This is a genomic window from Acinetobacter sp. P8-3-8, from assembly GCF_000214135.1.
Classification (GTDB): Bacteria; Pseudomonadota; Gammaproteobacteria; order Pseudomonadales; family Moraxellaceae; genus Acinetobacter.
This window is the reverse complement of the sequence record NZ_AFIE01000007.1, coordinates 97,313-120,238: the sequence shown is the minus strand read 5'-3', so window position 1 is coordinate 120,238 and position 22,926 is coordinate 97,313. Positions and strand designations below refer to the sequence as shown.

Below are 22,926 nucleotides of genomic sequence, written 5' to 3'. Positions count from 1 at the left end.
TAGAAATATTGACCAAGTGGTGTGGTTAAAACAATTTGAGGCAAACCAAACTTGGTTGTTGAATAAGCAAAATTAAGCTGCTGACCTTGCCCATTTTTAACACTAACTAAGCGCTGTTGCTGATCATAAGCAAAAGAAAAATTCAGAGTAGGATCATTTTTTTCAATATCTGCGAGAGCAGTAATCTTGGTGATGTGTGCTAGATGAGGATCTTTACCACCTAAATACTGAAAGAAATAATCTTGATTGGATTGAGTCTTGTGCCATACCCACCCAGAACCATCAATTTTCTTTTCAATCCAACCATCGGAAGGATTGAGAGGTAGGGCACGAATAACAAACTGATTGTTGCCTAAGTTAATTCTATTTTTTTGAAATTGATACGTTTTCCAGATTCAAGACGAATCTGGATAATATCGGGTTGTTCATAAAGTTTAAGATTAAAAGAGCTGTACCAACCATAGCCGAAAGGAGTATTGGCATGACTTTGGCTATTATAAAACCGAGAGAAGGAGAGACCTTTAAAGGAGGGAAGTTCTTTAAAGTCTTCCACAGCTTCAAACTTATTGCCATTGAGGACATTGATAGGGTTACCAACGCCAGTGTCGATCCCACCACAAGCATAGGTTGGTCCTTCGCTTTGAGTGACGATAGCGAAAGAAGAGTTTGCACCACATTGGCTAAAGTCCACAACGCCTGCGAAAGAAGATGAGGCATACAGGCTAAATATGAGTGCTGAATAGAATGACCTTATTGGAAAATTGTTTTTCATTGTCAATAAATAAAGTTATTTTTAATAATATCTTAACTATGGTTGAATTTAATTTAAAAAACAATCGAAAAATGATTAACAGTTTGGTTATTTGACTTTATCAGGTATTTTTTTTTGTTGGGTTACTCATAAGTTGTGCTAGTTTAAATAAGTTATTAATTATTTTTATGATTAAAATGTAGTTTACTTTCAATGGTATAAGCCAGAATATTCTTTAGTTCGAGAACATATCTGCCCTTTCGTAAGAAAAAGCTTTTGAGACATGAAACGGAAAAGTTTTATACTTATTTAAAATATGAATCTAGAATATATAAAAGCAGCCGAAGCTGCTTCAAACTGAAACAATTACAAACCAGTCGTAATCAATTCAACCCCAGTCGCAGCTTGAATTTGATCCAAGCTCACATCGGTAGCAAGTTCGACCAACTTAACACCATCAGCGGTAATGTCCATTACCCCCAAATCTGTAATGATACGATTAACCACACCTTTACCTGTTAAAGGCAGGCTACATTGACTGAGAATTTTAGGGCTACCATCTTTTGCACTATGTTCCATAAGCACAACAATTTTTCGAACACCTGCAACCAAGTCCATTGCACCGCCCATACCTTTGACTTTTTTACCTGGAATCATCCAGTTTGCAAGATCACCATTTTCAGAAACTTCCATAGCACCTAAAATAGTGATATCGATATGACCGCCACGGATCATGGCAAAAGATTCAGCACTAGAAAATAAAGCAGCACCTTTTTTCATGGTAATGGTTTGCTTACCCGCATTAATCAAGTCTGCATCAACTGTTTCTTCAGTCGGAAATTCACCAATACCCAAAAGACCATTTTCAGACTGTAACCAAACATCAACGTCTTCAGGAATATAATTGGCAACAAGCGTCGGCAGACCAATCCCTAAATTCACATAAAAACCATCTTCCAGCTCAAGTGCAGCGCGTTGCGCCATTTCATTACGTGTCCAAGCCATGATTTAAGCCTCCGCTGCTTTTAAAGTCATTTGTTCAATGCGTTTTTCAGGTGTTTCATTGAGTACAATTCGGTTCACATAAATACCTGGCAGATGCACATCATCCGGATCGATCTCACCAATTTCTACAATTTGTTCTACTTCAACGATTGTGAATTTTCCAGCCATCGCACATTCAGGGTTAAAGTTGCGTGCGGTTTTACGGAAGACTAAGTTTCCAGCTTTATCTGCTTTATAAGCTTTTACAAGGGCAAGATCAGCAGTTAAAGACGGTTCTAAAATATATTCTTTACCGTCAAATTCACGGACTTCTTTACCTTCAGCAATGAGAGTACCTACACCTGTTTGTGTGAAAAATGCTGGAATACCTGCACCACCTGCACGTAATTTTTCAGCTAAAGTGCCTTGAGGTGTCAGTTCAACTTCAAGTTCACCGTTAAGATATTGACGCTCAAATTCTTTATTTTCACCAACATAGGAAGAAATCATTTTTTTAATTTGTTTGGTTTGTAGTAATTTGCCTAAACCAAAATCATCCACACCAGCATTGTTTGAAATACAGGTTAAACCCGTAACGCCAGTTTCTTTTAAAGCATCAATTAATGCTTCGGGAATTCCACATAAACCAAAACCACCAACAGCAACGGTCTGATTATTGTTGACAATACCTGCTAAAGCTTCTTGAGCACTCGCGACGACTTTATTCATCCTGATAACCTTATGTCCATTTGTGTATTTTATTATTAGCATTGAGGGGATTTTTTAGAAATTGAATGTTTTTAACGTGCAATAAGAAAAACTCATTAATCTAACCTGAACTCGGAATAAGATATACTCCCAACTATAAGATACACGGAAACGTCAGTCGCATTGTTTGAGGCAGGACTACATCAGCAATATACTGTTTTTGCAAAATATTAGATACATGATGGTATCTGTCGAGTTGGCGACTGACAAATGGTTTTGCCTACTTTTCCCGAAAGAAAAGTAGGTCGAACCGAAGGTTAATCCTTACATCTGACTTTAAACGGTAAGACTCCGCTATGCTTGATCTATCTTTTCAATAACTTACATCAGAGTTTATCCCGAACTGACGTTAATCTAAAAGCGATTTGAGTTCGATTTCAAATGTAGAGAACTACAGCTTTCAGCGGACTTTAAACATTAAAATATTGATACTGAGTTTGATTGGTTTTGTTTTGATAATAGCTATTCGAGATTTGGAAATTGCTCCACGATCTAAAATAGCCTAAGCAATAGACAGCATTGTATTTGTAGCAATCCATATTCATGATTCAGAAAGTATTTTCTAACAAGATGTTCTTATCTATTAAGAATAAGAATGGTTAAGCCATCAGATCAAAAATTTTAAAATCGATGCTTTAATAATGTTTCAATAAACTGAGCGGAGATATTGGACAATTCAAAATCTTTTTTATAGATCACCCCAAGCGGCAAATAGACATTCCCTTCATCAATTTCAATCAGGACATTGTGTTCTTTATCTATAAATTTATGAAAATGTCTAGGGATTGCAGTGACGCCCATGCCATAAGCGACAAAATGAGACAATGAGCTGATTTGATGACATTCTACTTTGAGGTCTAAAACCAAGTTATTCTCAAGACAATTTTGCTCAATGACATGGCGAATAATCGAAGGCTTTTGCAAGGTAACAAAAGGGTAGGAGCATAACTCTGCCATGGAGACACTTTTACGTTTTGCCAAGGCATGATCTTTGGGGACAAGTGCGACAAAATCTTCTTTAAATAACAATTTAAACGTCAGTTGTTCACTGTGAGTGGGTTCGTAGCAAAGACCAATTTCAAAAATACCTTCTTGCACATTTTCAATAATATTTTCATTTGTAACATCATGTATGGAAAAACTGATATTTGGATGCTGTTTGGAGAAATCATGCATGACGGCAGGTAAAACTGAATGTGTCGCAAAAGGCATTGATGCGATATTCAACGTACCCCGATGAAGTTTAAAGCGCTGTTTAACATCTTTTTCCATGTCCTCCCAATTCGCCAATAGTTTTTTAGCATAGGGAATTAAGGACTGACCTTCAGGTGTAATACCGACTCGGCGTGTATTGCGTTTAAATAATTTTCCACCTAATTCTTCTTCTAAGGTTTTGATACTTAAACTTAAAGCGGATTGGCTCAAACAAAGTTCATCTGCGGCATTGGCATAATTTAAAGTACGAGCGAGAACTAAAAAAGCTTTTAATTGTTTGAGTGTCATGGTCCAACCTAGTCAAATTTTTAAAAACAATTGTCAATATATCAAAAAGATATTGATCTATTTTCAATGGGCAAAAATACTACACTTTTAAGATATTGGTTATTTGCTCAATACTCAAGAGACATACATCTATGTTCAGTCCAGTAAAACATAGATTGGCAAAATTTTCTCAAGGACTCAGTAAATCAGGCGATATGATTTTGTCTCTTTTTTAAGTGGATTACGTCAAACAGTCAGTGCGTCCTTTACTTTACGTGTTATTTCATGCGCTTTTTCTCATATTATTGTACTAGGGTTAAATTAATCAATTTTTCTTATTGCTCAATGACTATTTTGAAATAATGAGCTGAATCAAATGCATTATAGTTTAATCAATAAATTGAATATGCTTACTTTGATTTATAAATATCTAAGGCTTTATAGAAGCTTAAACTGGCAAAATTATGCCAATGGATCAATCGTCGTTATTGTTAAAGTGATTTTAACAAATTGATGTTAATGGATTTTAATGTCTAGAAAATATATTTGAAAGAAATATTCAAGCTGTAAAAGGACATATATTCTTTAAGGATGGAGTAAAATATGTGGGATTTAGGTGTAATTTTACTTTCTCTCGGGCTGTTGATGTATACAGCTTACAGAGGATTTTCTGTAATTCTTATGGCACCAATCTGTGCCTTATTAGCCGTATTATTGATTAACCCAGCAAATGTTTTACCATTTTATTCAGGCGTATTAATGCCGAAAATGGTCGGTTTTATTAAAGACTATTTCCTTGTATTTTTACTGGGCGCGATCTTTGGTAAAGTCGTTGAAATGTCTGGTATTGCCGAATCGATTGCTAAAACCATTGTTAAATTGATTGGTTCTAAAAATGCCATGCTGACAGTGGTATTGCTTGGCGCAATTCTAACTTATAGTGGTGTGAGTTTGTTTGTGGTTGTATTTGCAGTATATCCATTTGCAAATCAACTCTTTAAACAAGCAGATATTCCTAAGCGTTTGATTCCAGGCACGATTGCATTAGGTGCATTCACCTTTACGATGGATGCGCTTCCAGGGACACCACAAATCCAAAACGTGATCCCAACGACTTTCTTTGGTACAGATATTTATGCCGCGCCTTTCCTCGGTATTATCGGTGCGATTTTTGTTCTAGGTGTTGGTTTAAGTTATCTTGAATGGCGTCGTCGTGTGGCTGCACGTAATGGTGATGGTTTTGCTTCAGGTATTACACTGACTGCCGCTGAACAGCAATTATTAGACAATGCTTCTACTGATCTCTCAAATGGTTCTGGCTTACGTCAATTCATGGCGTTCGTACCACTGATTTTAGTGGCTGTAACCAATAAATACCTATCAACTGCAATCAAAACTTGGTATCCAAACGGCTTTGATTTTAATGCGATTGGTCTTGCAAATTATACAGTTGATGTTGCGAAAACGTCGGCAATTTGGGCCGTGGGTCTAGCTTTAATCGTTGGTATTATTACCGCTATTTTATTCGATTTCCGTCGTGTGTATAGCAGCTTTAAAGAAGGTGTAAATGCCAGTATTGGTGGTTCGTTATTGGCTGTGATGAACACTGCATCTGAATATGGTTTTGGTGCCATTATTGCAGCGCTTCCGGGCTTTGCTGTGATTAGTCATGCTTTGGGTCATACCTTCACGAATCCTTTGGTCAATGGTGCTGTGACCACAACCGTGTTAGCTGGTATTACAGGTTCAGCATCAGGTGGTATGAGTATTGCGCTGAGTGCGATGGCAGACCAATATAATGCTGCAATTACTGCAATGGGTATTCCACCTGAAGTGATGCATCGTATTGTTGCGATGGCGTCTGGTGGTATGGATACGCTTCCACACAATGGTGCTGTTATTACCTTACTTGCTGTAACAGGGCTTACACATAAACAATCTTATAAAGATATTTTTGCGATTACAGTGATTAAAACAATTGCCGTATTTGTTGCGATTGCAGCATTTACATGGTTCGGCATTGTGTAATTTTGTAGAAAATATTTTTGAAATAGGGAGTAAATAATGAGTCAAATTCTAAAAGACAAAGTTGCATTTATCACAGGTTCAGCAAGTGGAATTGGATTGGAAATAGCGAAAAAATTTGCCTTGGAAGGTGCAAAAGTCGTTATTTCTGATATGAATAGTGAAAAGTGCGATGAAACAGTTTTGGCGCTGAAAAATGAAGGTTTTGATGCCTTATCTGCTCCTTGTGATGTGTCGAATGAAGCAGCCTACGGTGCTGCGATTGATTTAGCACATAAGACCTATGGGCGATTAGATATTTTGATCAATAATGCTGGTTTTCAGTATGTTGCATCTATTGAAGATTTCCCAACTGAAACTTTCCAAAAATTGTTAAATGTTATGCTCGTCGGTTCTTTTATTGGTATCAAGCATGCATTTCCAATCATGAAAGCGCAAAAGTATGGTCGTGTGATCAATATGGCTTCGATCAACGGCTTAATTGGTTTTGCTGGAAAATCGGGCTATAACAGTGCGAAACATGGTGTCATTGGTTTGACCAAAGTTGCGGCACTTGAAGCTGCTCGTGATGGTATTACCGTGAATGCATTGTGTCCGGGTTATGTAGATACGCCACTGGTTCGCGGTCAAATTGCTGATCTTGCGAAAACTCGTAATGTCAGTGAAAGCAGTGCGCTTGAAGATGTTATTTTGGCAATGGTGCCACAAAAACGTTTGCTTAGTGTTGATGAGATTGCTGATTATGCAATCTTCTTGGCGAGTGAAAAAGCAGGTGGTGTAACGGGTCAAGCTGTTGTAATGGATGGTGGTTATACTGCGCAATAATCTTTATTGGTTATTTAGTGGATTGCCTATTTGTTGTATAAGTTGCATGGTGTTTGATTATTCGCTATGTGATTTATACAACAGCGCTTTTGCAAAGTGAACTGATCGTTTAGATTGAATAAGTAAAATATAAAAACTGACGATAAAAAACTCATCATAAAAAATGAATCCAATTGTTCCTTTATAGCGTTATAGATTGTTGTCGTATGTTCAGTATTTAAAAAAAATTCTTTTTTATTTTCAAATTTATTCATTCTCTAAATTTATATTCCCTACGATTCAATTCGCTATAGATTGAATGAACCAATCAAATTGTTATGTGCATTTATTCTTCATTCATGGCTTTAGAAAATGATTGAAAATGAGGGAAACCCAAAGGCTCATTTTTGCTATAGTAGAGCTAGATTTGGGGATATAACAATGCAATTTAATTTTGAAATTGATACAACATGGTGTTTAGAACAATTATTAAAAGACGGTCGAATTACAGAGCGTGAAAAACTATTGGTGCAAACAACGCATCGTCAGCGTGATCAGTTGAAATGGCATCCTTTACAATGGATTGCGAGCTTTAAATTGGTCGATGCAAAAGACCCTGTTAAACGTTTAACACTGACGCATTTAACCGAGTGGTTGGCTGAAAAATCCAAGCTGAATTTATTCACCATAGATCCATTAAAAGCCGATGTAACTTCTTTGACTGGGGTGATGTCACAAGAGTTCGCACTGAGAAATAAAATTTTAGCAGTCGGAGTGACTGCGGACACCATTCTCATTGGTACAGCACAGCCTTTTATCACAGATTGGGTAAATAATTTAGAACGCAGTCTAAGCCCTAAAAAAATTGAACGTGTGGTTTTAAATCCTGAGCAATTGCAACGCTATTTGGTTGAATATTATCAAGTCAGTAAAGCGGTTAGTTCATCACAAAAATCAGGCAATTACGATAAAGAGAATAAAGGTGTCGAAGCACTTTTACAATTGGGAGATACGCAAAACCCAGATGCCAATGATCAGCATATTGTCAAACTGGTCGATTGGGTTTTACAGTTTGCTTTTGAACAAGGTGCTAGTGATATTCACTTAGAACCGCGTAAGGAAAAAGGTAAGATCCGTTTCCGAATTGATGGGGTATTGCATACTATTTATAACATGCCTGCTAATACACTGACTGCTGTGATCTCACGGATTAAAATTCTAGGTCGTATGAATGTTGCGGAAAAGCGTAAACCTCAAGATGGACGCTTGAAAACACGTACGCCGAAAGGGCAAGAAACAGAATTACGTCTTTCAACTTTACCGACTGCTTTTGGTGAAAAGTTAGTGATGCGTATTTTTGACCCAGAAGTGTTGGTACGCAGTTTTCAGCAACTCGGTTTCGATGAGCATTTATTAGAACAGTGGCATAGTTTAACGCAGCATAGTCATGGGATTATTCTGGTTACAGGCCCAACAGGTTCGGGTAAAACCACGACTTTATATTCATCACTGAAACAGTTAGCAACTGAACAAGTCAATGTCTGTACCATTGAAGATCCAATTGAGATGTTAGAGCCAAGTTTTAACCAAATGCAGGTGAATCAAGGCATTGATTTAGGCTTTGCTGATGGTATTCGTGCATTAATGCGTCAAGACCCTGACATTATTATGGTCGGTGAGATTCGTGACCAAGATACGGCAAATATGGCGATTCAAGCAGCTTTGACAGGTCATTTGGTTTTATCGACTTTACATACCAATGATGCACCTTCAAGTTTGACCCGTTTGCATGATTTGGGTATTCAGCCATTTTTGACTGCTGCTACAATTCTCGGGGTACTTGCACAGCGTTTGGTTCGAAAATTATGCCCGCATTGTAAGCAAGAAACTTTTATTAATGAACAAGAATGGAAGCATTTAACCTTTGGTTATCAAACCAAAATGCCTAATTTTGTATTTAAAGCTGTCGGTTGTGAAGAATGTCGTCATACAGGATATAAAGGGCGAGTGGGGATCTATGAATTCATGCCTGTCAGTTTAGAAGCTAAACAAAAAATCAGTGCTAATGCGACTTTAGATGATTTACGTGCTCAGGCGAAGAAAGAAGGCATTGAACCTTTACGCATTAGTGGTGCTCGAAAGGTGTTAGAGGGTACGACAACTTTAGAAGAAGTGTTAAGGGTTGTGCCGTTAAACTAAGCATTGTAAATAAAACGTCAGTTCGGGATAAACTTTGATGTAAGTTATTGAAAAGATAGATTAGGCACAGCGGAGTCTTACCATTTAAAAGTCAAATGCAAGGATTAACCCACTTCGTCTTGCACTTCGCTTGAAATATATTTCAATCTTGTTCAGGTTCGACCTGAGAGGTACTACCTCGCAAGGCTTTCGGGATGAGTGGCACTGCCACGCAATGGCAAAACCTGAGCTGTGATTAAAGCAGCGCAAGAGTCGCCAACTCGACAGATACTATCAAGTACCTAATATATCGCAAAAACAGTATATTGCAGATCTTGCGGAATATATTCCTCATGCCTCGAACAATGCGACTGACGTTTCCGCGTATCATATAGTTGGGAACATATCTTATTCCGAACTCAGGTTAAATAAAGAATTGTAAATATAGCGTTGAATTGAAATTTGCTTAGATTTGAATTTGAAGAAATCTTAAGATTCACCTCATGTTGATTTGTTTAAATGACTTTATTGAAATTGAAATGATCAACATTGAGTGAGTTTGAAGATGAATGTATTGAATAAAACAATTTTAGCGTTAGGTTTGATTGCTACAACAACACTTGCAAGTGCCAATACAACAGCAGTGAATCAATCTGCACTTACACCAAGTTTAACCACGGTAAAGCAAGCTTTAACGATGAAAGACAATAGTAAGGTTCAACTTCGTGGTCATGTTGTAAAAGCGACAGGCGATGAAAAATATCAATTCCGTGATAGCACAGGCTCAATCACTGTCGATATTGATGATGAATTATGGCAGGGCAAACCTATTTCAGCGAATACACCAGTGACGCTGATCGGTGAGGTTGATATTGATTATAAACCACTAAAACGTGTTGAAATTGATGTAGATAGCGTTAAATTTTAATATGTATTTATCCGAAAAATAGCCTGATATTCTCCTAAAACCACATGAGCCATCATGTGGTTTCTTGATGTAAAGTAGCGTTATAACCATAAAATATGATCAATGATTGAGAGATTTTAGATGCGTTTATTACTGGCAGAAGACGATGTATCACAAGCTGAGAGCATTAAAGCTTGGCTAGAAATGGATGGCTATAATGTCGATTGGGTTGAGCGTGGTGATTACGCAATTTTGGCGATTGAGCAACATCAATATGACTGCGTATTGTTAGACCGTGGTTTACCCCAGGCTTCAGGTGATGAAGTTCTTAAAACTCTCAAACAAAAACATCATGATATTCCTGTGATTTTGCTTACAGCAAAAGACAGTATTCAAGATCGTGTGCAAGGTTTGGATTTAGGCGCAAATGATTATTTGGTTAAACCTTTTAGTCTTGAAGAATTATCCGCTCGGGTGCGTGCACAATTAAGGCAAACTCAAACCTCAGGTCAGCATGAAATTAAATATGCAAACCTCATTTTAGATACACAAGCAAAAACAGTTTTACAAAATGAGCAAGTTGTAAATTTGACTGCAAAAGAATTCCAAATTTTATATCGGTTAATGATCAAACCTGAACATATCATAACTCGAGAACAACTTGAAGAATCACTCTATGCGTGGGGAGATGAAATTGAGAGTAATGCTATTGAAGTATTTATTTATCAATTAAGGAAGAAAATAGGCAGCCACATGATTAAGACAATTCGTGGTCTTGGCTATCGTATGAATCAAGAAAATAAATGAAGACATGAGTGAAAATGTAGGATTAAACATGACCCAATCAGCAGTGTCATTACAGTCTAAATTGATCAAAACTTCAATGTTAAGTTCGGTGGTTGCGGGGCTTGTTGCTTTCATTTTGCTGATAGGTCTTTCCATCTACCAAACCATGCAAGTTCAAGATGAAATCATGGATGAAATTGCAGATATGTTGATGATTTCTGATTTAAGTACAACATCAGGATCACAGATTGATGAGTTGAGTGAAGAGTTTGATATCCAGTATCAATTATCCAATCAAACGATGCTTTTGACGCAATCTGCTCAATTTGATTTACATGCTCAAGCTAATAAGAAGTCTAATCAGCAAGAAGGTTATTCATATATTTGGTTTGAACACAAACTATGGCGTAGTTATCAAGCGTTTGATCACGAAACAAAATTAAATGTATTGGTGACTCAGCCCTTAGATATCCGTTTTAAGGATTTATCACAAAGTTTCATCAGTTATCTTCTTATTTTATTTAGCTTATGGTTAATGCAATGGGGCATTTCACATTTTTTAATCAAAAAACAATTTAAACCCATTCAGCAGTTGTCTAAAGATATTGCTGAAAAAAGTGCTCATGATTTAAGCTTGATCCACCAACCGCAACCTGAATTAAAAGAATTACAGCCGATGGTGAATCAGTTAAATCAAATGCTGACCCGGTTGGATCAGTCATTGATTGCAGAACAGCGATTTACAGCCGATGCTTCACATGAATTACGCTCGCCACTTTCTGCAATACAGATGCGGTTACAACTTTTACAACGTCAATATACTGAAATACCTGAATTAAAGTCGCAATTACAATTGATTCAAAATGATGTGAATCGAGGAACACAAGTTTTAGAAAATTTATTATTGTTGGCACGTTTAGACCCGATGGATGAGGTACAACTGCCTAGAAATTGGATAAGTGTCGACACATTAACACAGGATGTATTAAAAACACTTGAACCATTGGTTGATGAAAAACAAATTCAAATTCATATAGATGGTGAAGATTGCAAAATTTATGCAAATGCAGAGCTTATATTTATTTGTATTCGAAATTTAATGGATAATGCAATTCGCTACAGTCCGATACATGGTCATATTTATATTTGCTTTGGGCATTTAAATAATCAAATTTTCTTTGAAATTGAAAATGATGGACAGGGCGTGACGCAAGACGTTTTGGATCGTTTGGGTGAACGTTTCTATCGAGCTTTGGGAACACAAACGCAAGGTTCTGGCTTAGGTTTATCGATTTGTAAGAAAATTATCGCTTTGCATCAAGGACAGATTGAATTTAAGTCATCAGAATATGGCGGTTTAAATGTCACTTTGTATTTACATTAATTTTTTTATTCAATAAACATATCTTAAAGTATTAAAGGAATACGTAAAAAGCAGTATGCGCTGATTCATACTGCTTGTTCCCACGTTTTTTGTTTTTCAGCTTGTTGTTTTTGTTATTTGGTTAAAATTAAACGATTATTACGTGTTAAACGTAAACGGTATTCTTCACCTGCATGCATAATACGAATTTCACGTCCTAGGGCAAATAGATTGTTTGAATGTAACATTGGAAGAGATTGATGAGCTTCGTTGTTACGTGTGAATAGGCTAAAAGGTGCGTTCATTGTTATTACTCCGAGTGGGGTGCTGTTCAAGTAATTTAAATGATAATCATTATCGAATAGATCTGTCAACGATAATTTTTATGATTTATAAAATATCTATAATTCCTTACAATTCTTAAAACCTTGGATGAGTCAGTTTATGTTTAAGCCCAGCATACATGTTGCAATCGGATTGTTATTTTATCGTGGGAAAGTACTGGTTGGATGGCGTAATGCAGATCAGCATCAGGGCAATAAATATGAGTTTCCAGGTGGCAAGGTTGAAGAAGGAGAAACACCTGTAGGCGCCTGTCGTCGAGAAATATTTGAAGAGGTGGGGATTGGTATTCAACAATGGCATGCATTTGATGTGATTCATCATGATTATGAAGATGTTGAAGTTTTCTTACATATTTTCCATGCAACTGTTCCTGAAAAATATTTAGCAGATATTCAAAAGCCTTGGGCGTGGTACACACGTGATCAGTTATTGGAATTAAATTTCCCTAAAGCCAATAAAGATATTATTCAGCGTTTATATTGGTCACATCAGATCAAAATTTCAGATCAATTATCGGCTTATACAACTAGAAAAAATGATCAACTGTTCTATTGGAGAATAGAGTCTAACCAAGAGGCAATTACGCAATTAAATCAGTTTTACAGTTCAAATCAGGATGATTTATCTCAGTTGATAGTAAATATTGATGTGTGGCAACAATTGTCTGAAGCGATACAAAAAAAGATAGGAACGATTCACTTTAAACAGCATCAATTGATGAATTTAACAGTAGGGCAATTACCTATCGGAATCCGTTGTATCGCTGCATGTCATGATCTCGTGTCTTTACAACATGCGCAACAATTGGGTTTTGATGCGGTGACTTTAAGCCCTGTATTAAAAACACAGACTCATTCAGAAACAGTGCCGTTGGGTTGGGAAAACTTTTCGAGCTATGCAAAGACTTGTGATATTCCAGTCTTTGCACTGGGTGGCTTAACTCAGAATGACTTAGAACTTGCGCAACAAAACTATGCATATGGCATTGCTGGAATTCGTCATTTTTAAATTATTGTGCGATTCAATGTGAGCTTTAAACTCATTACAAACTTTGCAGTTGGCGTAATGCTTCTGCAACTGTTTGTTGATTCTTCAATTGTTGCCCTGATTGCAAAATGACATTCCAGAACATTTTTTTCTGTGCTGAACCTTGGGCAAAAGCCAAACCTCGCCGTGCCAATGATTCTGCATTGGCATACTGTTTTTTCTGATTGGCAATGCGTGCTAGATATAAAAATGTTTCAGCAGATTGTGGTGCTAGGCGTTGAGCTTGTAATGCGCTACGTTCAGCAGCATCCCATTGACCTTTTTGAAATGCCAATTGAGTTTGTTGCATCAAATTTTTATACGCAGGAATACTTTGACCATCATCCAATTTTTGTGATTTTGCTTTCTGCTGTGGAATCACAACAGGCACTTTTTCACGTTTAATTTCAGGATGATCATAAGGCGTGATTTTCACGCCGTCTGGTGTTGGAACAGTATGTGTTGCTTTTGGCTTTCCAACAGGTTTGCTTGTTTTGGCTTTCTGTTGAGGTGTTGTTTGACAGCCCACCAAAGCCAAAATAATACCTAAACTTACAGCATATTTTGTATAACGATTAATCATAAGCACTCATCTAAAAGTTCATCAAAACTAGATCAATGTCTAGTTTTGAAAACTACCACTTGAAATGACACGTCCTCTCGAATTAGATAAATCTTGATCCATGTCAGTTTCACTTTCGCGAATATAGTTTTCTATACTATCGTTAGTCTGTGGTTGAGATGCGTTTTGTTGTGTATCGGGAATGTATTGTGGGTCTACTTGGTAATGCGGCATGCCACATTCTGTTGCTGTGTTTGGTACAGTATGACGTAACAACGGAATATACATTGCACCACCACAACCTTGTGCAGATAATTCACCTGTTGCAGAATCAATCCATTGCCATGAAATTTCATCAGGTTGACGTATATTTACAGGTTTTTGGCGTAGTTGTTTCATTGCATTAATCCAAACAGGTAATGCACCTGATGAGCCTGTCAGTCCAGTGACTTTATTATTGTCTAGTCCTAACCAAACCACAGCCAAGTTATTCCCCGAATAGCCGGCAAACCAAGAGTCACGTGTATCATTGGTTGTACCTGATTTTCCTGCAAGTTTTAAATCAGCAGGAAGGGTGTTGTAGGCTGCCTTACCAGTACCTGTTGCCATGACTTGTTGTAAACCATAATTCAGTAAATATGCAGCAGAAGGATCTATGGTTTGTTGTACATTTAAGCCGAAACGTTCAAGTAATCGCCCATTTGCATCTACTACAGTGCGAATGGCTTTATTTGGATATTTAAATCCACCTGTCGCAAAGTTCCCATAAATACTCAGAATTTCCATTGGTGACATATCAACAGCACCCAAGAAAATAGAAGGGTAGTTTGGAATGTTAGAAGTCACACCAAATTTAGTTAAATTATTCTTAAATGAAGAAACACCAAACTCATTTCCTAAACGTACCGCAGATAAGTTGTAGGAATGTGCTAGCGCCTGAGATAAAGGAACAAAGCCATGACCTCCACCACTATAATTTTTTGGTGTCCATGATTTATTACCATCTACAGGTAGGCTAATCGGTGAATCTTCAATTGGACTTGCCCAGTTGTAACGTCCTGACTCTAAAGCATTTAAATAAATCACAGGTTTGAGTAGTGAGCCGACCTGACGTTTTGCATCTAAGGTGCGGTTAAAACCAGTAAACTCTTGAGTTGAGCCGACTGCAGCAATCAATTCACCATTTTCAGGGTGTGAAATTAAAATGGCACCTTGTAAATCTTTTAATCGTGAAGGATTCGCATTGGCTAAGCGCGCTACGGTTTCTCTAAAACTATTTTGAACTTTGGTCTGTGCAATTGGATCAAGGGTGGTGAAAATTCTTAAACCTTGATTGGTTAAATCAGACTCTTGATATTCCGTTTTCAATTGACGACGGACAATATCTAAAAAGTCAGGGAATCTTGCTGTACCTACAGTTGGTTTACTCACCACATTTAATGGACGAGCAATTTCTTTTTCATACTGTGCTTGGTCTAAATAACCCATCACTAACATATTGTTGAGAACAATATCGCGGCGCTTTTTCGCACTTTCAGGATTTTTCCAAGGATTATATAAAGTTGGTCCTTGTACTAAGCCGACTAAGAATGCTTGTTGCGAAATATTGAGTTCACGCAATGGTAGACCGAAATAAAACTGTGATGCCAAGCCATAGCCATTCACAGAATAGTTACCACTTTGCCCTAGATTTACTTCATTTAAGTAAGCTTCTAAAATTTCATCTTTACTGTAATGCAACTCTAATAACAGTGACATCAAGGCTTCATTGACTTTACGTTTTAGGGTTTTTTCAGGGGTTAAGAAGAAATTTTTAACTAACTGCTGCGTGAGTGTAGAACCACCTTGGCGCTTACCACCTGTAACGTTACTCACTAAAGCCCGTGCCGTACCACGGAACGAAATCCCATGATGATGGTAAAAGTTACGGTCTTCAGTTGCGATCAAAGCTTCAATCAAAGGCTTTGGAACTTTATCCAGTTTAATCAGTACACGATCTTCATTATGTTGAGGATAAATTCCGCCAATCAACATCGGCTCTAAACGTGCAATACCTGTATTGGTCGGTTTTGTGGCTTTAACATCAGCAACCGTATCGTCAGTAAAAGTTACTTGTAAAACTTGCTCAGGATCAACGCTGTCACCATAGTCAAAACCACGTGTATGCACATAGACAGAATTGGCTTGAGTCAGATAACTTCCTGATTTGGTATAACTATCACTACTTTTATAACCGAGTAATTTGAGTTCTTGTTCAAACTCATTTTGGGCGATTGGCGCAGTTGCGTAGATTTCTAAAGGACGAGCAAAAACCTTCGCTGGAATATCCCAACGATTGCCTTCAAATTTGTCCCGAATCACATTATCGAGCTTGATAAGGTAGATACTAAATGCGAGAAATGCTGCAATTACTAATACACAAAAAATCAGTGCAATTAAGCCAATACCACGTTCGGTCTTCATATATAGATGATAATGCCCAGTTTATTTTCGTTAATCATGCGAAGCTTTTCTTAAATTTGCAATAATAAAACTGTGAAATACACAAATTTAAAGACTTTTTAAACATTCCGATTATTTTTCATTGAGGAATGATTTTATAAAAATATTCTGAAAGTGTTATTATAGCTCAGAATTTCAATGGAGCCACAGCACCTGTGCAAATTTCACCAAAGACATTTCGTAACATTGGGTTAATTGGGCGACCAGATAAAAACTCTGTAGTCGATACATTATGCCTTATTCATGATCATTTACTGAGTCTAGGTTTGCATCCCATTTTTGATACGGATACGGCAGAACTCGTTCCTTATGAAAATACGCAAAAAGTCAGTAAAGCATTGTTAGGTGAAGTTGCTGATCTTGTGATCGTAGTGGGGGGGGATGGGTCGTTACTCCATGCTGCACGTGCATTGGTTAAACATAATACGCCTGTATTGGGCGTAAACCGTGGTCGTTTGGGCTTTCTCACAGATATTAAGCCGACAGAAGTGATTTTTAAACTTGATCAAGTTTTAAAAGGTGATTTTCAACTGGATCGTCGTTTCTTATTAGAAATTGAAATTCGTAGTAAAAATGAAACGATTTATGATGCGATTGCTTTGAATGATGTGGTGCTTCATTCAGGTAAATCGGTACATATGATTGATTTCGAATTAAATATCGACGGGCAATATGTGTACCGTCAACACAGTGATGGTTTGATCGTTTCGACACCAACAGGTTCGACTGCTTATGCACTGTCGGGCGGTGGGCCTATTCTTCATCCGAGTATGGATGCTATCGCTTTAGTCCCAATGCATCCGCATACATTATCATCACGCCCAATTGTTGTGGGTGGGCACAGTGAAATCAAAATTTTAATTCGTGAAAATCGTGTATTGCCTATGGTCAGTGCCGATGGGCAACACAGTGTTTCATTAAATGTCGGCGATAGTTTGCATATTCGTAAACATCCATTCAAACTAATACTCTTACATCCACCAGGTTATGACTTCTATATGGCATGTCGCACGAAACTTGGTTGGAATCAAGATTTTGATTCATTTCAGCAGGATTGACCATGAATATTGAACAAATGCTTTCTATTTTAGATGCAGATATTGTTGAGCGTTTAAAAACGGCAGTCGAAATTGGTAAATGGCCAAATGGTGTTGCTTTGACTGCTGAGCAACGTCAAACATGTATGCAAGCTGTGATTGCTTGGGAACATCAAAATGTACCTGAAAAAGAGCGTACAGGTTATATTGATAAAGGACATAAGGAAGAAGGCGAAGAGTGTGATTCTCATGTGCCTGAACCTGAGTTTAAACCGATTCGTTTTGTTTGATGTGTAATCGTTTAATGGTGTAATAGATTGAACCACAGCTATAGCTTAAATAGCTGTGGTTCATAACTGATTCATTTTCGTTCTATATCAGCTTAAAAACGTGTTGCCCAAAGTTCTCTTGCTTTCACCATCGCTTCATCAAAATCACTCACCACACCCATGGTGTACAGTGCAATTCCGATGGTTTCAATCACTGCAACTTCACCATACTCATGATGTTGTGAGCCTTCCCAAACGGCTTTAAATACTGCTAAATCCAGTTCTTCTTCTACAGGGCTACGATTATTCGTCAGTTTTGGCAATTCATATTCATAGAGTTCGCCATTTTTAATTCCGCAAATTAACGTTTTGGCATCTGGATTACGTTCAAATTCACCACCTTCGCCTTTAATCACAGCACTATTTTGATAACCCAATTTAAAAGCAGCTTGTTGATGCGAACTACGATAAGCAGGGTGGAAAATGGCTTGCAACGTTGCTTTTGCATTAAATGGATTGATTAAACGAGCAAGTGTATGAATGGGGGAGCGCAAACCCATGACATTTCTAAGGCTAATTAATTCACTCAGGATCGGTGAAATTACCTCAAGTGGTAAGTAAGCAAAATGTTGAGTTTTTAACTGTTCTGCGACTTGCTGTTCATTTTGGCAAATCGGGTAGCCTAAATATTCTAAAACTTGTTCTGTATAAATTCGGTTAATGGTATGCCCAGATGCGCCATGCATGACAATATTGTAACCATGTTTGGCCAGTGTCAGTGCAGCCAGTAAAAACCAAGGATAATGTTTACGTTTACCTGCATAAGACGACCAATCTAGGTCAACACTTAAAGGTTGGAAGTTCAATTGATCTTTGGTTGCTTGAACAAAACCTGCAAGTTCATCGACAGATTCCTCTTTCACTCTGAGCAACATCAAAAAAGCACCAAGCTGAACATCTAAAACTTCATTCTTTAAAATCATTGAAAAAGCATGATAGGCTTCATCATAAGTTAATGATCGTGCACCATTTTTCCCTTTTCCAATAATGCGAACATACTGTGCAAATGGATGCTCAAAGTCTTTATAAAGATTACGTTTTGTGTTCATGATGAAATGACGAATTTGATCTAAGCCGTGTGTTAAACACTATGACATAAATCTGAGCAGAAAATACAGTGATAAGTTTTATTCGACTAAGGTCTAATGATAAATCGATGGATATTTAAACACTCCCGCTTACGGAGGAAGTTTGAGAAGAGAAAATTCATTAAACTTAGCCCGTTTCATATTTTTGATATTTATTGACTCCCAATCTACATTTATTTGGAATTATTTTATTTTTCTAATAAATAGTTTCAAATAACACTTCATAGTTAGCTTGTAGCTAGTATGCACGATTTTCAGAAAACCGATGTCTTCTGAAGGGACTTTTTATTTTCAAAATCTTCTCCCACCCTTATCGTTTTAAAGGGACTTAAGGGCGTGTGCTACGCATGCACGTGGAAAGACGGATATTTCTGCATATAGAAATAAAGACAGAAGTTACTATTATGGCTAAAAAACCACTGTATAAATCACTTTATTTTCAAGTGATTGTCGCTATTATTTTGGGTGTGTTAGTCGGGCATTATTTCCCGAGTGGCACGCAACTGATTAATGGCGTTGAAAAACATATTCCAGGTTTGGGTGAACAACTAAAACCATTGGGTGATGCGTTTATCAAGCTTATTAAAATGATTATTGCACCAGTCATTTTCTGTACAGTTGTAAGCGGTATAGCAGGTATGGAAAGCATGAAATCTGTTGGTAAAACAGGTGGTATTGCACTGCTTTACTTTGAAATTGTTTCCACAATTGCTTTAATCATTGGTTTGGTGGTGATTAACATTGCTAAACCAGGCGTGGGTATGAACGTCGATCCTGCAACTTTAGATACCAGTGGTATCAGTAAGTATGTAGAGTCTGGCGCATCACAATCTACAGTTGATTTCCTTTTACATATTATTCCAAACACCGTTGTAGGTGCATTTGCAGAAGGTGAAATTCTGCAAGTGTTGCTATTTGCATTGTTATTCGGTTTTGCCTTACATAAATTAGGTGATGCAGGTAAACCAGTATTGAAGTTTATTGATCAGATTTCGCATGTGTTCTTTAACATTGTGAATATGATTATGAAACTTGCGCCGATTGGTGCATTTGGGGCGATGGCATTTACCATTGGTAAGTATGGTATTGGCAGTTTGGCGCAATTATTCCAATTAATTTTGTGCTTCTATGTGACTTGCTTATTGTTCATCTTCATTGTCTTAGGTTCGATTAGTCGTTTCTGCGGATTTAGTATTTTAAAAATGATTCGTATGATTCGTGAAGAATTATTGATTGTTTTAGGTACGTCTTCTTCTGAATCTGTTCTGCCACGTATGTTGAAAAAACTTGAGATTGCTGGTTGTGAAAAATCAGTAGTTGGTTTAGTTATTCCAACAGGTTATTCGTTTAACCTTGATGGTACGTCTATTTACTTGACGATGGCTGCGATCTTCATTGCGCAAGCAACCAATACGCATTTAGATATTTGGCATGAAATTACCTTACTTGCAGTTTTATTGATTTCATCAAAAGGCGCTGCGGGTGTGACAGGTTCGGGCTTTATCGTGATGGCAGCGACGTTGGCAGCGGTAGGGAATATTCCTGTAGCTGGTTTGGCACTGATTCTTGGTATTGACCGTTTTATGTCTGAAGCACGTGCATTGACGAACTTGATTGGTAACTCTTTAGCGACGATTGTTGTGGCTAAATGGGTCGGTAAACTCGATATGGAAAAATTTAATGAAGCATTAAATAATCCTGCTGAAGTTGATCGTAAAATGCTTGAAGAGTCTAAGGATGAAGCAGTAAAAGCATAAGGTTAATATTGATTCATTGCATTTAAAATTAAAAAAGGAAGCTTCGGCTTCCTTTTTTAATACTTAGATTCTCAGATGTGAGTTTAATAAAAGTTTTGAAAATATATTTCACTTCTTAAACGATTTCACAGCATTACCACGTTCAATCAAAGCATGTTGTAAATGCTGTGCTTGCTTATGATTTGCATGATTATTTTCAAGTTGTTGCTGTAATTTTAAAGCAATCAATTCTTTTGCCAAACGTTTATTGGCATGTTGACTGCGCTCAGACATGACTTTGACACTGATCCCAGAAGCAATATGTGTTGCATGAATTGCTGAATCAGTCGTATTGATATGCTGCCCACCTGCACCTGAAGCACGACAGGCTTGAAACAGAATCGTGTCATCACTTGGGAGTTGTTGTGGTGTTTCAAACTGCGTAATACCAACAAACCAATTTTTACGTTTATGATTTGGACGAATTGGACTTTGGAATGTCCATTGAATTGTACCTAACCAAGTGTTGAGCCAAGTCGGAGCATCATCTGCAATATTCAACAACAGAGATGAATATCCATGCTGAGTTTTGTTATTTTCAATAATATCGAGTTGTATTTTTTGCGCCTTTGCTTGCTTTTGCATTTCTTGCAAAGTGTATTTTACGGCAAGTTCACATTCTGCGGGTCCAAGCGCAGCACTAATTTGGACGATAGACAATATTGGAATCCTTTAAATCATTTTTGAAAATTGAAAAATAACCGAATTTGATCTTTTGATAGAGCTTGGTTGAGCAATAGAAAAATCTTTTAAATATAAGTTTAGAGAAAAATGAATTGCTGTTGTTATTTTCCAAGATTGATATTGTATAAAAATATGAATAAAAAACAACCGTAAAGTGGAGTCTTAATTGCTATTTACGCTTAATTATAAGCAAAGTGAGTGAAATTTAATGACAAGCTGAATAATACTATTCGAGAAATTTTTCAAAATATGGCAAAATATACAGTTTTAAAGATTTCAGAGGATTGGCAGCATGCGCTTTGTTGATGAAGCAGTCATTACCGTAGAGGCTGGCGACGGTGGCAATGGCGTAGCCAGTTTTCGCCGTGAAAAATTTGTACCATTTGGCGGTCCAGATGGTGGTGATGGTGGTCGTGGTGGGATGGTCTATATCCAAGCTGATGACGACACCAGCACCTTAGTAGATTATCGTTATACCCGTAGATTTCGTGCTGAACGTGGTAAAAATGGTTCTGGCGCAAACTGTGCTGGCCGTGGTGGTGAGTCTGTAACACTGAAAGTTCCAGTGGGAACAACCATTGTGGATACTGAGTCAGGCGATATTATTGGCGACTTGGTTGAAGACGGTCAAAAGGTTTTAGTTGCACTTGGTGGCGATGGTGGTTTAGGAAATACGCATTTTAAATCATCGACAAACCGTTCACCACGTAAGTGTACACATGGTATTAAAGGTGAATACCGTGAAATTCGTTTAGAACTCAAAGTTCTTGCGGATGTTGGTTTACTTGGTATGCCGAATGCAGGGAAATCGACCTTTATTCGTGCAGTTTCTGCTGCAAAACCAAAAGTTGCGGATTATCCATTTACAACCATGGTACCGAACTTAGGTGTGGTCGATGCGGATCGTCATCGTTCATTTGTGATGGCTGATATTCCTGGATTAATCGAAGGTGCATCAGAAGGTGCAGGTTTGGGGATTCGCTTCCTTAAGCATTTGGCACGTACACGTATTCTTTTACATATTGTTGATGTACAACCGATTGATGGTTCAGACCCAGCTCATAATGCAAAAGCAATTATGGAAGAATTGAAAAAATTCTCTCCAACTTTGGCACAATTACCAATGGTACTTGTTTTAAACAAAGTGGATCAGTTGAGTGATGATACGAAAGAAGAATGGTGTAATCATATTCTTGAAGAATTACAATGGGATGGTCCAGTGTTTGAAACTTCTGGCTTGCTTGCAGAAGGGACAAAACCTGTTGTGTATTATCTGATGGATCAAATTGAACAACAACATGAGTTGGAAGCAGAAGATCCTGAATATGCAGCGAAAATGAAAGCATTCCGTGATCAGTTAGAAGCTGAAACACGTGAACAAACCATTGCAGCGAAAGAAGCTTATCGTGAAATGCGTCGTCAACAACGTCTTGCAGGTATGTTGGCAGATGATGATGAAGACGATGACGGTGATGATGGCGAAATGGAAGTGCACTACGTACGTTAATT

Annotated in this window: 20 protein-coding genes; 11 read left to right on the top strand and 9 right to left on the bottom strand. The window is 37.5% G+C overall.

Going from position 1 to position 22,926, the window contains the following annotated elements; all coding sequences use genetic code 11:
• Positions 1-352: 352 nt before the first annotated feature.
• The 4 genes from GGG_RS21330 to GGG_RS0105430 form a co-directional block, all read right to left on the bottom strand.
• A complete protein-coding gene (locus GGG_RS21330) occupies positions 353-772 on the bottom strand; it encodes a DUF6531 domain-containing protein (RefSeq protein WP_029574460.1) in 420 nt (139 codons plus the stop codon).
• A gap of 345 nt (positions 773-1,117) precedes the next feature.
• The gene (locus GGG_RS0105440; protein WP_010112889.1) at positions 1,118-1,756 is read right to left on the bottom strand and encodes a CoA transferase subunit B; all 639 of its coding nucleotides are present in this window, start codon (positions 1,754-1,756) and stop codon (positions 1,118-1,120) included.
• A gap of 3 nt (positions 1,757-1,759) precedes the next feature.
• On the bottom strand, positions 1,760-2,464 hold the full coding sequence (locus GGG_RS0105435) for a CoA transferase subunit A (RefSeq protein ID WP_010112888.1): 705 nt from the start codon (positions 2,462-2,464) through the stop codon (positions 1,760-1,762).
• Between the two features lie 660 nt (positions 2,465-3,124).
• A complete protein-coding gene (locus GGG_RS0105430) occupies positions 3,125-4,006 on the bottom strand; it encodes a LysR family transcriptional regulator (protein ID WP_010112887.1) in 882 nt (293 codons plus the stop codon).
• Positions 4,007-4,588: 582 nt separating this feature from the next.
• On the opposite strand from GGG_RS0105430, the gene GGG_RS0105425 reads away from it, so the two are divergent.
• The 6 genes from GGG_RS0105425 (at position 4,589) to GGG_RS0105400 (ending at position 12,069) form a co-directional block, all read left to right on the top strand.
• Positions 4,589-6,013, top strand: a complete 1,425-nt coding sequence (locus tag GGG_RS0105425; RefSeq protein WP_010112886.1) for a GntP family permease — start codon at positions 4,589-4,591, stop codon at positions 6,011-6,013.
• Between the two features lie 36 nt (positions 6,014-6,049).
• Positions 6,050-6,835, top strand: coding sequence for a 3-hydroxybutyrate dehydrogenase (locus tag GGG_RS0105420; protein WP_010112885.1), 786 nt, complete (start codon positions 6,050-6,052; stop codon positions 6,833-6,835).
• 420 nt (positions 6,836-7,255) lie between these two features.
• A complete protein-coding gene (locus GGG_RS0105415) occupies positions 7,256-9,013 on the top strand; it encodes a GspE/PulE family protein (protein ID WP_010112884.1) in 1,758 nt (585 codons plus the stop codon).
• 544 nt (positions 9,014-9,557) lie between these two features.
• A complete protein-coding gene (locus GGG_RS0105410) occupies positions 9,558-9,920 on the top strand; it encodes a NirD/YgiW/YdeI family stress tolerance protein (protein WP_010112883.1) in 363 nt (120 codons plus the stop codon).
• Positions 9,921-10,040: 120 nt separating this feature from the next.
• Positions 10,041-10,706: a response regulator transcription factor gene (locus GGG_RS0105405; RefSeq protein ID WP_010112880.1), complete on the top strand. Its 666-nt coding sequence runs from the start codon at positions 10,041-10,043 to the stop codon at positions 10,704-10,706.
• Positions 10,707-10,734: 28 nt separating this feature from the next.
• A complete protein-coding gene (locus GGG_RS0105400; RefSeq protein WP_029574459.1) occupies positions 10,735-12,069 on the top strand; it encodes a sensor histidine kinase KdpD in 1,335 nt (444 codons plus the stop codon).
• 113 nt (positions 12,070-12,182) lie between these two features.
• Here GGG_RS0105400 and hemP read toward each other — a convergent pair whose 3' ends face one another.
• Positions 12,183-12,353 (bottom strand): hemin uptake protein HemP, encoded by a 171-nt coding sequence (gene hemP / locus GGG_RS0105395; protein WP_010112877.1) that lies wholly within the window; start codon positions 12,351-12,353, stop codon positions 12,183-12,185.
• 139 nt (positions 12,354-12,492) lie between these two features.
• Between hemP and GGG_RS0105390 the strand changes: the two genes are divergently transcribed.
• The gene (locus GGG_RS0105390; protein WP_010112875.1) at positions 12,493-13,401 is read left to right on the top strand and encodes an NUDIX domain-containing protein; all 909 of its coding nucleotides are present in this window, start codon (positions 12,493-12,495) and stop codon (positions 13,399-13,401) included.
• Between the two features lie 34 nt (positions 13,402-13,435).
• Here GGG_RS0105390 and GGG_RS0105385 read toward each other — a convergent pair whose 3' ends face one another.
• Positions 13,436-14,002, bottom strand: coding sequence for a lipopolysaccharide assembly protein LapB (locus GGG_RS0105385; RefSeq protein WP_010112873.1), 567 nt, complete (start codon positions 14,000-14,002; stop codon positions 13,436-13,438).
• Between the two features lie 39 nt (positions 14,003-14,041).
• Positions 14,042-16,444, bottom strand: a complete 2,403-nt coding sequence (mrcB, locus tag GGG_RS0105380; protein WP_010112871.1) for a penicillin-binding protein 1B — start codon at positions 16,442-16,444, stop codon at positions 14,042-14,044.
• A gap of 158 nt (positions 16,445-16,602) precedes the next feature.
• Here mrcB and GGG_RS0105375 point away from each other — a divergent pair, with 158 nt between their 5' ends.
• Together GGG_RS0105375 and GGG_RS0105370 are read left to right on the top strand one after the other, a co-directional pair.
• Positions 16,603-17,541: an NAD(+) kinase gene (locus tag GGG_RS0105375; protein ID WP_029574458.1), complete on the top strand. Its 939-nt coding sequence runs from the start codon at positions 16,603-16,605 to the stop codon at positions 17,539-17,541.
• A gap of 2 nt (positions 17,542-17,543) precedes the next feature.
• Positions 17,544-17,810, top strand: a complete 267-nt coding sequence (locus GGG_RS0105370) for a YeaC family protein (protein WP_010112869.1) — start codon at positions 17,544-17,546, stop codon at positions 17,808-17,810.
• A 92-nt stretch (positions 17,811-17,902) separates the two neighbouring features.
• Here GGG_RS0105370 and GGG_RS0105365 read toward each other — a convergent pair whose 3' ends face one another.
• Positions 17,903-18,898: a glycosyl transferase family protein gene (locus GGG_RS0105365; RefSeq protein ID WP_010112868.1), complete on the bottom strand. Its 996-nt coding sequence runs from the start codon at positions 18,896-18,898 to the stop codon at positions 17,903-17,905.
• 443 nt (positions 18,899-19,341) lie between these two features.
• Here GGG_RS0105365 and GGG_RS0105360 point away from each other — a divergent pair, with 443 nt between their 5' ends.
• Positions 19,342-20,694 carry a dicarboxylate/amino acid:cation symporter gene (locus GGG_RS0105360; protein ID WP_010112867.1) on the top strand — a complete coding sequence of 451 codons (1,353 nt, stop codon included), beginning with the start codon at positions 19,342-19,344 and terminating at the stop codon, positions 20,692-20,694.
• A 108-nt stretch (positions 20,695-20,802) separates the two neighbouring features.
• Here the strand turns inward: GGG_RS0105360 and prfH are convergent, their stop codons facing one another.
• Entirely contained in the window at positions 20,803-21,393 is a 591-nt protein-coding gene (prfH, locus tag GGG_RS0105355) for a peptide chain release factor H (protein ID WP_010112866.1), read from the bottom strand.
• Positions 21,394-21,709: 316 nt separating this feature from the next.
• Between prfH and cgtA the strand changes: the two genes are divergently transcribed.
• Positions 21,710-22,924: an Obg family GTPase CgtA gene (cgtA, locus tag GGG_RS0105350; RefSeq protein WP_010112864.1), complete on the top strand. Its 1,215-nt coding sequence runs from the start codon at positions 21,710-21,712 to the stop codon at positions 22,922-22,924.
• The last annotated feature ends 2 nt before the right edge of the window (positions 22,925-22,926 follow it).

What these genes read in the sequence shown, in the direction of transcription:
- GGG_RS21330 (WP_029574460.1), bottom strand. Translation starts at nt 772, where the DNA reads ATGAAAAACAATTTTCCAATAAGGTCATTCTATTCAGCACTCATATTT.
- GGG_RS0105440 (WP_010112889.1), bottom strand. Translation starts at nt 1,756, where the DNA reads ATGGCTTGGACACGTAATGAAATGGCGCAACGCGCTGCACTTGAGCTG.
- GGG_RS0105435 (WP_010112888.1), bottom strand. Translation starts at nt 2,464, where the DNA reads ATGAATAAAGTCGTCGCGAGTGCTCAAGAAGCTTTAGCAGGTATTGTC.
- GGG_RS0105430 (WP_010112887.1), bottom strand. Translation starts at nt 4,006, where the DNA reads ATGACACTCAAACAATTAAAAGCTTTTTTAGTTCTCGCTCGTACTTTA.
- GGG_RS0105425 (WP_010112886.1), top strand. Translation starts at nt 4,589, where the DNA reads ATGTGGGATTTAGGTGTAATTTTACTTTCTCTCGGGCTGTTGATGTAT.
- GGG_RS0105420 (WP_010112885.1), top strand. Translation starts at nt 6,050, where the DNA reads ATGAGTCAAATTCTAAAAGACAAAGTTGCATTTATCACAGGTTCAGCA.
- GGG_RS0105415 (WP_010112884.1), top strand. Translation starts at nt 7,256, where the DNA reads ATGCAATTTAATTTTGAAATTGATACAACATGGTGTTTAGAACAATTA.
- GGG_RS0105410 (WP_010112883.1), top strand. Translation starts at nt 9,558, where the DNA reads ATGAATGTATTGAATAAAACAATTTTAGCGTTAGGTTTGATTGCTACA.
- GGG_RS0105405 (WP_010112880.1), top strand. Translation starts at nt 10,041, where the DNA reads ATGCGTTTATTACTGGCAGAAGACGATGTATCACAAGCTGAGAGCATT.
- GGG_RS0105400 (WP_029574459.1), top strand. Translation starts at nt 10,735, where the DNA reads ATGACCCAATCAGCAGTGTCATTACAGTCTAAATTGATCAAAACTTCA.
- hemP (WP_010112877.1), bottom strand. Translation starts at nt 12,353, where the DNA reads ATGAACGCACCTTTTAGCCTATTCACACGTAACAACGAAGCTCATCAA.
- GGG_RS0105390 (WP_010112875.1), top strand. Translation starts at nt 12,493, where the DNA reads ATGTTTAAGCCCAGCATACATGTTGCAATCGGATTGTTATTTTATCGT.
- GGG_RS0105385 (WP_010112873.1), bottom strand. Translation starts at nt 14,002, where the DNA reads ATGATTAATCGTTATACAAAATATGCTGTAAGTTTAGGTATTATTTTG.
- mrcB (WP_010112871.1), bottom strand. Translation starts at nt 16,444, where the DNA reads ATGAAGACCGAACGTGGTATTGGCTTAATTGCACTGATTTTTTGTGTA.
- GGG_RS0105370 (WP_010112869.1), top strand. Translation starts at nt 17,544, where the DNA reads ATGAATATTGAACAAATGCTTTCTATTTTAGATGCAGATATTGTTGAG.
- GGG_RS0105365 (WP_010112868.1), bottom strand. Translation starts at nt 18,898, where the DNA reads ATGAACACAAAACGTAATCTTTATAAAGACTTTGAGCATCCATTTGCA.
- GGG_RS0105360 (WP_010112867.1), top strand. Translation starts at nt 19,342, where the DNA reads ATGGCTAAAAAACCACTGTATAAATCACTTTATTTTCAAGTGATTGTC.
- cgtA (WP_010112864.1), top strand. Translation starts at nt 21,710, where the DNA reads ATGCGCTTTGTTGATGAAGCAGTCATTACCGTAGAGGCTGGCGACGGT.